Below are 13,546 nucleotides of genomic sequence, written 5' to 3' on the forward strand. Positions count from 1 at the left end.
CCGGCGTACGCTGAGGGGATGACCCGTCCGCTGCATCCCGTCGAGGCGACCGCGTCGGCGATGTCCTCGGCGCTCGAGGCGGCGCTCGACGGATCCGGACCGGCGGTCCTGCCGGTGCAGACCGGGGTCGTCGCGCCGCCGCCCACCGCCGCGCCGGTCTCGGTCGACGACCGGGTCGCGCTCGTCATCGAGACCTCGGGCTCGACCGGTGTCCCGAAGCGGGTGGCGCTCACGGCGGACGCCCTGCTGGCGAGCGCGAACGGCTCCGCGACGGTGCTCGGCGGGACCGACGCCGATGGACGGTCCTCCCAGTGGATCCTCGCGCTGCCGGTGCACTACATCGCGGGCGTGAACGTGCTGCTCCGGTCCATCGTCGCCGGAACCACGCCGATCGAGCTGCCGGCCGGATCGTTCGACCCCCACGTGTTCTCGCGACACGTCGAGGCGATCTCCGCCGACGCGGGCTTCGCCGCGCTCGTCCCCGCGCAGCTGCGACTCCTGGTCGAGGCGGCGGAGCAGAGCGCCTCGATGCGCGACACGCTCGGCGGCCTGGCGGGGCTGCTCGTCGGAGGCCAGGCCACCCCGCGAGCGCTCCTCGAACGGTCGGCGTCGCTCGGCCTCCGCGTCGTGCGGAGCTACGGCTCCAGCGAGACCGCCGGTGGCTGCCTCTACGACGGGGTGCCGTTCCCCGGCGTCGAGGCGCGCCTGTCGAACGGCGAACTCCTCCTCGCCGGGCCGGTGCTCGCGGAGGGATACCTCGGCGAGCCCGACCGCACGGCCGCCGCGTTCCCACACGAGGGCGGGCGCCGGTGGTACCGCACCGGGGACACGGCCGAACTGACGGAGGGCGTCGTGCGGGTGACCGGTCGCGCGGACAACGTCATCATCAGCGGCGGCGTCAACATCTCCCTCGACCGCGTGCAGGCGGCCGTGCGGTCGGTGCCCGGCCTCGCCGAGGCGGTCGTCATCGCCGTCGCCGACGAGCGGTTCGGCCAGGCCTCGGTGATCGTCGCCGAGCGCGACCCCGCTGTCGAGGGACGGGCGGACGACGTGCTCCTCGAGACGGCCAGGAGCACGGTGGCCGAGGCGCTCGGACGCCCGGCACGCCCCGCGCGGCTGGTGCGTGTGGACGAGCTGCCGCTCCTGGCGAGCGGCAAACCCGACGTGGTCGCGCTCCGCGCACGGCTCGGCTGACGCCAGACGGGACGCCCCCGCCGACGCTTCCCTTCGCCGTGCCGTGGCGGTGGTTTGCGAGTCGTTCTCGCATACGGCAAGCTCTCCCATGCGCGTCGACGAGTGGCCGCAGCCGGGGGACGACGACAGGTGACGACGACGAGCGACACGGGCACCACGCCCACCAGGCCGACGGCGGCGTTCCGCGCCGACATCCAGGGTATGCGGGCCCTCGCGGTGACCGCTGTGGTGCTCGCGCACGCGACCGGGTGGCCGGCCGGTGGCTTCATCGGTGTCGACGTCTTCTTCGTGATCTCCGGGTTCCTGATCACCGGCCTGCTGCTCCGTGAGCACGAGCGGTCCGGACGCATCTCGCTGCCGGCCTTCTTCGGTCGGCGGATCAAACGGATCCTGCCGGCAGCGCTCGTGGTCCTCGCCGCGACCGCCGCCCTGGCGTCGTGGCTGTTCAACACGCCGCGGGCGATGTCGACCTGGTGGGACGCGGTGTCGGCGGCTTTGCTGGTGTCCAACTGGCGGTTCGAGGCGTCGGGGACCGACTACTTCCACGCCACGGACGCGGCCTCACCGCTGCAGCACTTCTGGTCGCTGTCCATCGAGGAGCAGTTCTACCTCGTCTGGCCACTGCTCCTCCTCATCCTCCTGGCGATCGCGGCCAAGGGGGCCCGGCCGGTCCTCCGCTCACGAATCGTCGTCGGGATCGTCCTCGTGGTGATCGTCGCGGCGTCGTTCGCCTTCGCCGTCTGGCAGTCCGCGGCGGCACCGCAGGCCGCCTACTTCGCGACCGGCGCCCGCGTCTGGGAGCTCGCGGCGGGCGCGCTCCTGGCGGTGTGCGCCCCGCTGCTCGCGCGCATGCCGATGGCGGTCCGCGTGATCGCCGGGTGGGCCGGGCTCGCGGGCGTCGTCGCGTCCGCCCTGCCGATCACCGGGTCGATCGGGTTCCCCGGCCCCTGGGCGCTCGCCCCTGTCGCGTCGGCGCTGCTGCTGATCGCCGCCGGGACCGGTGCCGGGCCGAGCTACTCCCGATGGATGTTCCCCCTCGGCAACCCCGTGAGCACCGGTCTCGGGGCCATCTCGTACTCCGTCTACCTCTGGCACCTGCCGATCCTCGTGTTCGTCCCGATGCTCGTGCCCGGCACCGCCCTGAGCACGGTCCCCGGGATGCTCGCGCTCATCTGCTGCATCTCCGTCCTGTCCTTCCTGCTCGTGGAGCAGCCCCTGCATCGGATGCCGCTCGTCGGCACGTTCCGCGGCGACACTGAGGGGCGCGCGGCCGCCTGGACCGCGTGGCGGGACCGGTTCGGTCAGCAGTTCCTGTACTCGGCAGTCGGTCTGGTGATTGTCGCCGGACTGGCCGTCATCGTGCTCGGGCCCGCACTGCGCATGCCGGTCGCCGCCGGAGGGCCGGCGGCCGTGGCTGCACCGGTGGGGGATCCGTTGCAGAGCATCGCGGGGGAGCTGCAGCTCGCGACCGAGGCGACGAGCTGGCCGGACGACCTGTCACCGAGCCTCGACGACGCGATCAGCGCGACCTCGAGCACGAATCCGGCGCGGGCGTGCTTCGACATCGGTGCGACGCCCGACGCGGGGTCCTGCACCTGGGGCGACGCCGGTGCCCCGAAGCACGTGTACCTCGTCGGTGACTCGACGGCGCTCGCCTACGCTCCGGCGTTCCGAGCCATCGCGGACCAGAGCGGTGGAGCGTTGCGGATCACCACGATGGGGTTGTACGGGTGCCGGTTCACGCAGGACCTCGTCCAGAACAGCGGCGCAGGCGTCATGGACGACTGCCCGACCCGGAAGCACGACATCGCCGAGCGCATCGCCGCGGACCAGCCCGACCTCGTGATCGTCTCGAACGCGTTCACCGACGGCCGCTCGACCGACGGACGCGCCTTGGACGCGGCGGCGATGGTCGCGTCGACGCTCGCCGAGACGGCCGCGTACCAGGTCCCCGGTCGGGTCGTGCTCCTCGCCCCACCGCCGCTCGGTGCCGAGCTCGGATCCTGCTACTCACGGGTCTCGAGTCCGCAGGACTGCGCGGTGGGTGTCGACGCCGCGTGGACCGACTTCGCGACCGCCTCGGAATCGGCCGCGGCGGCAGCGGGGGAGCGGTTCATCTCGTCGTTGCCCTTCAGCTGCGTCGACGGTGTGTGCCCGGCCTTCGCGGGGACGACGCCGACGAAGTACGACCGGGTGCACCTGACTCCGGCCTTCGCCGAGCACATCGCTCCGGCCGTCCTCCAGACGCTCCAGGCGGCCGGCGCGCTGTGACGAGATCCGCCGGAGGGCTCCGCGGGTAGACTCGCCGTCGTGGCACATGGAGCACGGCCGGCAGCGCCGAAACAGCAGAAGACGTCCGCACAGCGCCCGACCGCGGGACGCGGGGCGAACGGTGGACGATCCGGCAACCCGGCGCGTGGTGGCGGGCGCAAGGTCCCGCTCGCGAAGCCGGCAACGTTCCGCGACTGGGTCGGAGCCGCGCGGATCCGCACGCTTCCGATGGCGGTCGCACCCGTCCTCATCGGTACCGGCGCCGCGTCGATCATCGCCGGCCCCGGCGTCTACCACCCGGTCCGCGCACTGCTCTGCCTCGTCGTCGCCCTCGCGCTGCAGATCGGCGTCAACTACGCCAACGACTACTCCGACGGGGTCCGCGGGACGGACGACCAGCGGGTCGGCCCGAGCCGCCTGACCGGTTCCGGCGCGGCGAAGCCCAAGGCCGTCCTCGCCGTCGCGCTCGTGTTCTTCGGCATCGCCGCGGTGGCTGGCATCGTCCTCACGATCCTCACCCAGTTCTGGTGGCTGCTGCTCGTCGGAGCCGTCGCGATCGTCGCCGCCTGGTTCTACACCGGAGGCAAGCGCCCCTACGGGTACTTCGCGCTGGGCGAGGTCTTCGTGTTCGTCTTCTTCGGCCTCGTCGCCACGCTCGGCACGACGTTCGTGCAGGTCGGTCGGCTCAACCAGGAGGCATGGTTCGGCGCGATCGGAGCCGGCCTCATCGCCTGCGCGGCGCTCGTCGTCAACAACCTCCGCGACCTCGAGCAGGACAGGGCGGTCGGCAAGCGCACGCTGTCCACCTTCATCGGGCGCATCGCCTCGAAGGTGCTCTACTGCGTCCTGTTGCTCGTGCCGTTCGTCATCGCCGGCTTCCTCGCGCTGTTCTACCCGGTCGCGTGGCTCGCGATGTTCGGCCTGCTCGCCGCGCTCCCGGCCTGCGTCATCGTGCTGTTCTCGACGACCGCGAAGGAGCAGATCCTCGCGCTCAAGCTGACGGGACTCGTCCAGCTCGTGTTCGGCGTCGTGCTCGGCCTGGCGTTCTTCTACACGCCCGGCATCGCCGCCTGACGCTAGCGTCCCTGCTGCTCCTCAGGCGTCGACGCCGCGCGTCCGTCCGCGCTCGTGGCCTCGTCGGAGCGAGGGGTGCGTACGGTGTCCGCGTCGAGCGCCGCGTCCTCGGCGTCCTCGTCGTCGTGCGGCACCGGCTTGTCGCCGTGTCGGCGGGCGAAGAGCTCCTGCGCCACGGTCTCGCGCGGGGTGCGCAGGAAGATGTAGGAGACGCAGAGCCCGATGATCGCGGCGATGATCGCGGCGATCCAGGGCTGCAGGCCCGTGAGGAAGACGAGGAGCAGGAGCGGCACCGCGAACGCCAGCAGGCGGAGGACGGTGTACCGGACGGCGGCGGGAACGCGATTCACCAGTCAAGTCTAGGCGTCGTCCCTGAAGGCAACCCCAGGCAATCACGTCACCTGGCGTTTACGATGGAGACATGGTTCGTCTCTGGATCGGCCTCGCCGTCGCGGCAGTCGTCTTCATCGTGTATTCGGTGGTGGACTGCGCAACGATGCCCCGAGACCGCGTCCGGGGCATCTCCAAGCCGTCGTGGATCATCGCCATCCTCCTGCTGCCGGTCATCGGCGGTCTGCTCTGGTGGATCATCGGCCGGGTCCGCGCACCGAAGGCGGCGCCACGCGGCTCCGCACCCGACGACGACCCTGACTTCCTCAAGCAGCTCGATGCCGAACGCAACCAGGCGAAGCGCATCCGCGATCTCGAGGACGAGCTGAAGCGCTTCGACGACGAGCCCGGTGGCAGCGGGAGCGGCTCCCACGACGACCCGGCACCCGAATCCGACACCCCTGACGACGGCCCCGGTCGCAAACCGCCCGGCGCACCGAGCGCCTCGTGACCCCGCCCGCAGCACCCGAGCCCGCAGGCTCGGCCCCTTCGGCGAGCCCGGCGAGCGCATCCGCGTCGGCGCTCCTCGGGGCGTTCGTGGCGGCCGGCGTCTCCGACATCGTCGTGTGTCCAGGATCGCGCTCCCAGGCCCTCGCGCTCGCGGCGGCGGAACTCGCGGCCGCGGGACGGGTCGCCCTGCACGTGCGGATCGACGAACGGGTCGCCGGGTTCCTCGCGCTGGGACTGGGCGTCGAGACCGGCCGGCCGGCCGTCGTGATCACCACCTCCGGGACCGCGACGGCGAACCTGCACCCCGCCGTCCTCGAGGCGCACCAGTCGCGTGTGCCGCTGATCGTCCTCACCGCCGACCGGCCGACCGAGGCCCACGGGGTCCGTGCGAACCAGACGACCCGGCAGGACGACCTCTACGGTTCCGCGACACGCCTCGCGGTGGTCGCCGAGGCCCCGACGGGTGCCGAGGGTGAGCAGCGGGCGGCGCGCGGGCTTGCGCGCGAGGCCTACGACGCGGCGACCGGCATCCTCGACCCCGGTCCGGTCCACCTCGATCTCGCCTACCGCGAGCCGTTGTCCGGTGCCTTCGACCCGGAGCTGGACGACGAGGCCGATGCGACGGTCGCGCAGCGCGTCACGGCGGACGAGCATCCGCTCTACCCGGGACGTCCCCGGCTCGTGCTCGAGCGTGGACCGAGGACCCTGGTGGTCGCCGGCCACGACGCCGGCCCGGCGGCCGAGCAGCTGGCCGCCGACGGTGGTTGGCCGCTCATCGCCGAGGTCTCGAGCGGGGCCAGGTTCGGACGCCAGGTCATCGCCGCCTACCGCGAGCTGCTCCGGGAGGACGAGTACCGCGAGGCGGTCGAACGGGTCGTCGTGTTCGGCCACCCGACCCTCAGCCGTGAGGTCCCACTTCTGCTCCAGCAGGACCGGGTGGAGACGATCATCGTCGCCCCCGCCGGAGCCGAGGTCTACAACCCCGGGCGACGCGCCGACCACATCGTCTCCTCCGTCTCCGTGGAGCCGGGGCCGACCGACCGTGCCTGGCTCGGAGCCTGGGTCGTCGGATCCCGAGAGCGGGTCGTCGACCCGTCTCCGGCGGCACCCGACCTCGCGGGCCTGCACTCGACCACGCCGTCCGAGCGCCTCGCCTCGGTGCGGGCCGAGCTCGAGGCCGTCCGTCTCCCGGTCACCCGCGAGGTCCTCGTCGACGCCGTCTGGCGCGCGACCTGGCCGCACGACCGCCTCGTCGTCGGTGCGTCGCGACTCATCAGGGTCGCAGACGGGCTGGTCCCGGGACGCAAGATCAGTGTCCACGCCAATCGCGGCCTCGCCGGGATCGACGGCACCATCGCCACCGCCACCGGGATCGCGCTGGCGAGCCAGGCCGACGGCGGACCCGGTGTCACGCGTGTGCTCCTCGGCGACCTCGCGTTCCTCCACGACGTCGGCGCGTTGTTGCTCGAGGACGGCATCGCGCCGCGCCTGCAGGTGATCGTCGGGAACGACGGCGGCGGCACCATCTTCGACGGGCTCGAAGTCGCGCGCAGTGCGCCGAGTGAGCTGTTCGACCGGGTGCAGTACACCCCGCAGCAGGTCCGCCTGGAGTCGCTCGCGACCGCCTACGGCTGGGAGTATCGCCAGGCGACGACCCGGGCGGAGCTCGACCAGGCGTTCACCGCGCCGGTGACCGGACCCGTCCTCATCGAGGTGCCGCTGCCACGAGCCTGACCGCTCGGTCGAGGGTCGACTTCCGGGCCGGGATCCGGCCACAATGGGCGGATGAGCGCATCGAAGCACGCATCGACCTGGACGGCACCCCCTCGAGACACGCTCCGCGTGGGGGAGGGCTTCCGGCTCGCCGACGTCGACCCCGCGTCGACACCAGGGTTCGACGGCGACAAACAGCAGGGGGTGCACGAGCTGGCCGCAGGGGTGCCCGAGCTGTCCGAGCTGCAGGAGCGACTCTTCGCGGCGAGCACGCAGGGCGCACCGGATTCGGTGCTGCTCGTCCTGCAGGCGATGGACACGGCGGGCAAGGGCGGCATCGTCAAGCACGTCGTCGGCTCCGTCGATCCGCAGGGGGTGCACCATCACGCCTTCAAGAAGCCGACGGAGGAGGAGCGCGCCCACGACTTCCTCTGGCGGATCGAGTCCCAGGTCCCGATGCCCGGACAGATCGGTGTCTTCGATCGCTCGCACTACGAGGACGTCCTCATCGGCCGGGTGCGGCAGCTGGCGGAACCTGCGGAGATCGAACGCCGCTACGGTGCGATCAACGACTTCGAGGCCGGGCTCGTCGCGGGCGGGACGCGAATCGTGAAGGTCATGCTGCAGATCAGCTCCGACGAGCAGCGGGCCCGTCTCGCCGAGCGTCTCGAGCGCCCGGACAAGCACTGGAAGTACAACCCGGGCGACGTGGACGAGCGTGAGCTCTGGCCGGCCTACCAGGAGGCGTACCAGACGGTCTTCGAGCGGACGAGCACCGACGTCGCCCCGTGGTTCGTCGTTCCGGCGGACCGCAAGTGGTACGCACGCATCGCCGTGCAGCGTCTGCTCCTCGACGCCCTGGAGGACATCGACCCGCAGTGGCCGGAGGCCGACTACGACATCGCCGTCGAACAGGCGAGACTCGCGGCGAGCTGACGCACGCTGGTCCGGGTCCGGCGCGGCGTCGGCTCAGGCGGGGTCTCGACTCAGGCGAAGGCCTCGACGATCGGGCGGAACTTCATCTTCGTCTCCAGGAGCTCCGACGTCGGGTCGGAGTCGGCGACGATGCCGCAGCCCGCGTAGGCCGTGATGTCGCCGTCCGGCGCGATCTGCGCGCAGCGCAGGGCGACCGCCCACTCGCCGTCACCCGAGGCGTCGACCCAGCCGACCGGTCCGGCGTACCGGCCTCGGTCGAACGGTTCCAGCTCGCGGATGAGCGCGACCGCGTCGCGGGTCGGCGTGCCGGCGACGGCGGCCGTCGGGTGGAGGCCGTCCATGAGGTCGAGCGAGGAGGAGCCGTCGGACAGTCGGCCCTCGATGTCCGTCGCGAGATGCCAGAGGTTCGGCAGCTTCAGGGTGAACGGCGCCTCGCCGCTCCGCAGCTCCGGGCTGTGCTCCCGGAGGGCGGACAGTACCGAGCGCACGGCGAAGCGGTGTTCGTCCTGGTCCTTCCGGCTCGTCGCGAGCGCGAGCGCCTGATCGCGGTCGGCGTCGGCGTCGAGTCCACGCGAGATCGTTCCGGCGAGGACGCGGGCCGAGACGGCCCCACGGTCCACCCGGACGAGCGTCTCCGGGCTGGAACCGATGAATCCGTCGACCGCGTAGGTCCAGCAGTCGGGGTACCCGAGCGCGAGGTCGTGGAGGACCCGGCGGCGGTCGGCCTCCGCGGGGAGGTGCCCGGTGAGGTCGCGTGCCAGCACGACCTTGCTCAGCTCGCCGGCCTGGATGCGGGTGATCGCCTGCTCCGCCGCGCTGACGTAGCCGTCGCGGGACTGCTCGCCGGGGACCAGCTGGATGCGGTACTCCGGGCCGTACCCGGTGGTGTGGGGTTCGACGTCGTCGATGTCCCCGCTCAGCCGGACGCGCGTGATGAAGCTGGCGTCCGCGTACCGGCCGATGATGGTGCGTGGCACGATCAGGACGCTCGTCGCGGAGGACTCGTCGTCGAACGCGAAGGTCCCGAACGCGACGAGGCCGGTGCCGGGTCGTCGCACCTCGTCGGTGACGTCCGCGGCGGCGCACACCTCGCGCCATGCGGCTGCGGCGCTCGCGAAGCGGTCGGGGCCCGAGAACTCGAGTCGCAGCGCCTCGCCGAGTCCGACCAGGCCGTGTCCCTTCCTTACCCAGAGCAGCGGGGACGTCTGGTCGGCGAAGGGGAGGAGCTGGCGCGGGTCGTCGATGGCGACGGTCTGGGCGACCAGTGACGAGGTCAGGGGAATGGTCACCGTTCAACCCTACGCCTGTGGGCGGGCCGTCCCTCCCCGTCGCCGACGCCCGCGTGAACCCAACCGTTCGCTGGTATCGGGGCTCGTGGTCAGCCGACCGCCGGCGCGAGCGCTTGCAGCCCGGTCACCCCGAGGAGGGCGAGTTTCTCGGCGTCCTGACTGCCCGGGGCCGCCGTGTAGACGACGATGCGCAGGTCCGCGCCCGGGGTGGACAGGACGTCGCAGTCGACCGTGATGGGGCCGACCGCGGTGCGGGTGACCGTCTTGCGGCTCGCCCGATGCTCCGCGACCCTGGCTTCCGACCAGCGTCGTTCGAACTCGGGCGAGACCGACCGCAGTCGCGCGACGAGGCGGCCGAGTTCATCGTCGTGGGGGTACCGACCCACCGCGGCGCGGAGGTCCGCTGCCAGGTCGCTCGCGAACTCCTCCTCGTGCTGCTCGTCGAAGTCCGTTCCCTCGTGCCCGGACGTGAAGTACCGCCACACGAGGTTGCGGTCCGGGACGCTGAGCGCGGAGGGGTCGCCGTTCACCGCGGCCCAGAGCGGGTTCCAGAGGAGGATGTCGTGGGCTGCGGAGAACACCGCCAGCGGGACGTCGGCCAGGCGGTCGACGATGCGCTGGACACCGGGGCCGATGTGCCGTGGGACGACGCCCGCCACCGGTGGTGCGGCCCCGGCGACCCGGTAGAGGTGGTCGCGTTCCTGATCCGTCAACCGGAGCGCGACGGCCAGCGCTCGCAGCAGCTGCGGCGACGGGTTCCTGGCGCGTCCCTGTTCGAGCCGCACGATGTAGTCCACGCTGATCCCCGCCAGTGCGGCGAGCTCCTCACGCCGGAGGCCCGCGGTGCGTCGCCCCGGACCGGCCGGGAGCCCCACCTCGGCGGGGGAGACGCGCTCGCGCCAGGCCCGGAGTACGCCCGCGAATTCATCCATGCCGCCATTGTGCCCCCGCCGGCGGCCCGCATCGTGGTACTGCCGGTCCTCCTGTCGACGGGGACCTGGTGAGCCGACGATGACGGGACCAGCATGGACACATGACCACCACACTGATCACCGGGGCCAACAAGAGCCTCGGTCTCGAGACCGCCCGCCGACTCCTCGAAGCCGGCCACACCGTCTACGCCGGCATGCGCGACGTGAGCCGGGGTGACGCGGTCGCCGCCCTCGGAGCCCGTCCCGTCCAGCTCGATGTCACCGATCAGGCGAGCGTCGACACGGCGTTCGCCTCCCTTCCGGAGCTCGACGTCCTCGTGAACAACGCCGGCGTCCTCGGCACCTCCTTCGGCGTCGACGACCTCACACCGGCGTCGATGGAGGAGGTGCTCGACACCAACGTCGTCGGCATCGTCCGGGTCACCCAGGCCGCACTGCCCCTCCTGCGCCGATCGTCACGACCCGTCATCGTCAACGTCGCGTCCGGCGTCGGGTGGCCGCGTTTCCTCACGACCGAGGGCGCCGACGAGTACGGGGTCCCCACCATCCCGTACGCCGCATCGAAGGCGGCCGTCATCGCACTCACCGTGCAGTACGCGAAGAACCTGCCGACGTTCCGGGTGAACGTCAGCGACCCCGGATACACGGCGACCGACTTCAACGGCCACGGCGGTCACCAGACGGTCACCGAGGGGACGGACGCCACGGTGTCGCTCGCGCTCCTCGGTCCGGACGGACCCACCGGCGAATTCCACAGCCGGCACGGACGCATCGCGTACTGAGCGCGTGCCTGGGAGCCGCATCGGAACGGCCGGCTCCCAGGGCGGCGGACGTAGGATGGACGGGTGAACCGCGCCGACCTCTCCAAGCAGCCCGAGCAGGTCTCGGCCATGTTCGACGACGTCTCGACGAAGTACGACCGCATGAACGCGGTCCTCTCCGTCGGGAACGACGCCCTGTGGCGGATCGCCACCACCCGTGCCGTCGGGCCCGCAGCAGGGGAGCGCATCCTCGACCTCGCCGCGGGCACCGGCACCTCCTCGGCGGCCCTCGCACGCAACGGTGCCCAGGTCGTCGCCGCCGACTTCTCGCCCGGCATGATCGCCGTCGGGCGCGAGAAGTACGCGGACCGCTCCGACATCCAGTTCGTGGAAGCCGACGCCACCGCCCTGCCGTTCGCGGACGAGGAGTTCGACGCCACGACGATCTCCTTCGGCCTGCGCAACGTCGTCCGACCGAAGGACGCGCTCGCCGAGATGCTCCGCGTCACGAAGCCCGGCGGCCGGATCGTCATCTGCGAGTTCTCGACGCCGACGTTCGCCCCGATGCGGGCCGCGTACAACCTCTACCTCGAGAAGGTCATGCCGATCGTCGCCGGTGTCGCCTCGTCCAACGCCGAGGCCTACACCTACCTCAACGACTCGATCCGCGCCTGGCCGACCCAGCCGGAGCTCGCAGCCTGGCTGCGCGAGGCGGGCTACGAGCACGTCGCCTACCGCAACCTCACCGGCGGGATCGTCGCCCTGCACCGTGGGCTGAAGCCCGCCTGATCGTCCGATCGGCCCGCGGGTTCCCGCGCCCGGGCCGACGAAGCGGTACCGATCCCGGCGTCCTGAAGGCGTCTGGGCGACGGATTCCGTTGTGCCCGCCCGAACGGGAGCATTGACACACGGGTGCGCCCGGCCCTACCGTTCCGTCATGACAGCACAGGACACGGACCGCGCTTCGCAGTCGGGACCGCCCACCGGCGGTAAGGGACTCGCCACCGGCACGCTCGGGCTGTTCGGCTCGGTGATCATCGGTCTGGCCTCGACCGCTCCGGTGTATTCGCTCGTCGCGACGCTCGGGTTCGTCGTCCTCGCCGTCGGGGCCCAAGCGCCGATCGCCTTCATCGTGGCCTTCATCCCGATGCTGTTCATCGCCTTCGCCTACCGCGAGCTGAACCGCGACGTGCCGGACTGCGGCACCACCTTCACCTGGGCGACGAAGGCCTTCAACCCCGTCACCGGATGGATCGGCGGGTGGGGCGTCGCACTCGCCGGCATCGTCGTGCTCGCCAACCTCGCGCAGATCGCCGGACAGTACCTGTGGCTGCTCATCGGAGACGGCTCGCTCGCCTCGAACGTGCCGCTCGTGACGGCGACCGGTGTCGTCTTCATCGCGCTCATGACCTGGGTCTCGTACCGCGGGATCGAGCTCGGCGAGCGGATCCAGAACATCCTGCTGGCCGTGCAGTACCTCGCGCTCGTCCTGTTCGCCGTGTTCGCCTTCATCGGGGTCGCGAACGGGACCGCGCCCGACGCGACGCCGATCTCCCTCGACTGGTTCAACCCGTTCGCCTTCACCGACTACCACGGCTTCATCGAGGCGGTCCTGCTCGCCCTGTTCATCTACTGGGGCTGGGACACCTGCCTCGCCCTCAACGAGGAGACGAAGGACCCGCAGAAGATCCCCGGTCGCGCCGCCCTCATCTCCACCGTGGTCCTCCTGGTCACCTACGTCACCGTCACGGTGGCCGCCATGGCGTACGCCGGCCTGGGCGACACCGGCACGGGCCTCGGCAATGAGGACAACGCGAACGACATCTTCCTCGCCCTCAAGGACCTGGTCCTCGGGCCGTGGGCGTGGGTGCTCGTCGTCGCCGTGCTGATCTCCGCGGTGTCCTCGACGCAGACGACGATCCTCCCCACCGCGCGCGGGACCCTCTCGATGGCGGCGTACAGCGCGCTGCCGAAGCGGTTCTCGACCGTGCACCCCACGTTCAAGACGCCGTCGTTCTCGACGCTCGTGATGGGGATCGTGGCGATCGTCTACTACGTCGGCATGACGTTCGTCAGCGAGAACATCCTCGCGGACTCGATCCTCTCGCTCGGGCTCGCGATCGCGTTCTACTACGGCATCACCGGCTATGCCTGCGTCTGGTACTTCCGGAAGGTGCTGTTCCGCTCGGCGCAGGACTTCTTCTTCAAGGGACTCTTCCCGCTCCTCGGCGCGCTCATGCTCACCTATGCCTTCGTGCAGAGCTGCATCGACATGTTCGACGTCGACTACGGCTACACGGTGCTGTTCGGTGTGGGCGGCACGTTCGTGATCGGCGTCGGGTCGCTCGCCTTCGGCTTCGTGCTCATGCTGCTCTGGTACACGCGGAAGGCCTCCCGTCCGTTCTTCCGTGGCGAGAGCCTCAACCGCGACACGGAGGTGCTCGTGCCGGATGAGCCGATCGAGTACGGCCGTTCCGTCGACGGCGGGCTCACCTGACCCCGGTCCCCGAGTCTCCCTCCGGTCCCTGAGCCTCCC

The 13,546-nt window shown here is 71.3% G+C and carries 12 protein-coding genes; 9 read left to right on the forward strand and 3 right to left on the reverse strand.

Annotated features, from left to right (window positions below; genetic code table 11):
- Positions 1–18: 18 nt before the first annotated feature.
- The 3 genes from QRN26_RS01910 (at position 19) to QRN26_RS01920 (ending at position 4,539) form a co-directional block, all read left to right on the forward strand.
- Positions 19–1,194 (forward strand): AMP-binding protein, encoded by a 1,176-nt coding sequence (locus QRN26_RS01910; RefSeq protein ID WP_285035054.1) that lies wholly within the window; start codon positions 19–21, stop codon positions 1,192–1,194.
- A gap of 129 nt (positions 1,195–1,323) precedes the next feature.
- On the forward strand, positions 1,324–3,465 hold the full coding sequence (locus QRN26_RS01915; protein WP_285035055.1) for an acyltransferase family protein: 2,142 nt from the start codon (positions 1,324–1,326) through the stop codon (positions 3,463–3,465).
- A gap of 39 nt (positions 3,466–3,504) precedes the next feature.
- Positions 3,505–4,539 carry a 1,4-dihydroxy-2-naphthoate polyprenyltransferase gene (locus QRN26_RS01920; protein ID WP_056013943.1) on the forward strand — a complete coding sequence of 345 codons (1,035 nt, stop codon included), beginning with the start codon at positions 3,505–3,507 and terminating at the stop codon, positions 4,537–4,539.
- A gap of 2 nt (positions 4,540–4,541) precedes the next feature.
- On the opposite strand, the gene QRN26_RS01925 is transcribed toward QRN26_RS01920, so the two are convergent.
- The gene (locus tag QRN26_RS01925) at positions 4,542–4,889 is read right to left on the reverse strand and encodes a DUF4229 domain-containing protein (RefSeq protein ID WP_285035056.1); all 348 of its coding nucleotides are present in this window, start codon (positions 4,887–4,889) and stop codon (positions 4,542–4,544) included.
- 71 nt (positions 4,890–4,960) lie between these two features.
- On the opposite strand from QRN26_RS01925, the gene QRN26_RS01930 reads away from it, so the two are divergent.
- The 3 genes from QRN26_RS01930 to QRN26_RS01940 are packed head-to-tail and all read left to right on the forward strand — an operon-like array spanning position 4,961 to position 8,028.
- Entirely contained in the window at positions 4,961–5,380 is a 420-nt protein-coding gene (locus QRN26_RS01930; RefSeq protein WP_082455611.1) for a PLD nuclease N-terminal domain-containing protein, read from the forward strand.
- Positions 5,377–7,113, forward strand: a complete 1,737-nt coding sequence (gene menD, locus QRN26_RS01935) for a 2-succinyl-5-enolpyruvyl-6-hydroxy-3-cyclohexene-1-carboxylic-acid synthase (RefSeq protein WP_285035057.1) — start codon at positions 5,377–5,379, stop codon at positions 7,111–7,113. Before QRN26_RS01930 ends, menD begins: the two co-directional genes overlap by 4 nt.
- 51 nt (positions 7,114–7,164) lie before the next feature.
- On the forward strand, positions 7,165–8,028 hold the full coding sequence (locus QRN26_RS01940) for a polyphosphate kinase 2 family protein (protein WP_285035058.1): 864 nt from the start codon (positions 7,165–7,167) through the stop codon (positions 8,026–8,028).
- A gap of 50 nt (positions 8,029–8,078) precedes the next feature.
- Here QRN26_RS01940 and QRN26_RS01945 read toward each other — a convergent pair whose 3' ends face one another.
- Together QRN26_RS01945 and QRN26_RS01950 are read right to left on the reverse strand one after the other, a co-directional pair.
- Positions 8,079–9,317, reverse strand: coding sequence for an isochorismate synthase (locus QRN26_RS01945; RefSeq protein ID WP_285035059.1), 1,239 nt, complete (start codon positions 9,315–9,317; stop codon positions 8,079–8,081).
- Positions 9,318–9,406: 89 nt separating this feature from the next.
- Entirely contained in the window at positions 9,407–10,249 is an 843-nt protein-coding gene (locus tag QRN26_RS01950) for a helix-turn-helix domain-containing protein (protein WP_056776712.1), read from the reverse strand.
- Between the two features lie 101 nt (positions 10,250–10,350).
- Here QRN26_RS01950 and QRN26_RS01955 point away from each other — a divergent pair, with 101 nt between their 5' ends.
- The 3 genes from QRN26_RS01955 to QRN26_RS01965 all read left to right on the forward strand — a co-directional run bounded on the left by QRN26_RS01955 (position 10,351) and on the right by QRN26_RS01965 (position 13,507).
- Complete coding sequence (locus QRN26_RS01955) at positions 10,351–11,031, forward strand: SDR family NAD(P)-dependent oxidoreductase (RefSeq protein ID WP_285035061.1); 681 nt, start codon at positions 10,351–10,353, stop codon at positions 11,029–11,031.
- A 108-nt stretch (positions 11,032–11,139) separates the two neighbouring features.
- The gene (gene ubiE / locus QRN26_RS01960; protein ID WP_235522525.1) at positions 11,140–11,799 is read left to right on the forward strand and encodes a bifunctional demethylmenaquinone methyltransferase/2-methoxy-6-polyprenyl-1,4-benzoquinol methylase UbiE; all 660 of its coding nucleotides are present in this window, start codon (positions 11,140–11,142) and stop codon (positions 11,797–11,799) included.
- Between the two features lie 148 nt (positions 11,800–11,947).
- Positions 11,948–13,507, forward strand: a complete 1,560-nt coding sequence (locus QRN26_RS01965) for an APC family permease (RefSeq protein WP_056776708.1) — start codon at positions 11,948–11,950, stop codon at positions 13,505–13,507.
- Positions 13,508–13,546 lie beyond the last annotated feature (39 nt).

This window comes from Plantibacter sp. ME-Dv--P-095 (genome assembly GCF_030209365.1).
In the GTDB taxonomy this organism is placed as follows: Bacteria; Actinomycetota; Actinomycetes; order Actinomycetales; family Microbacteriaceae; genus Plantibacter.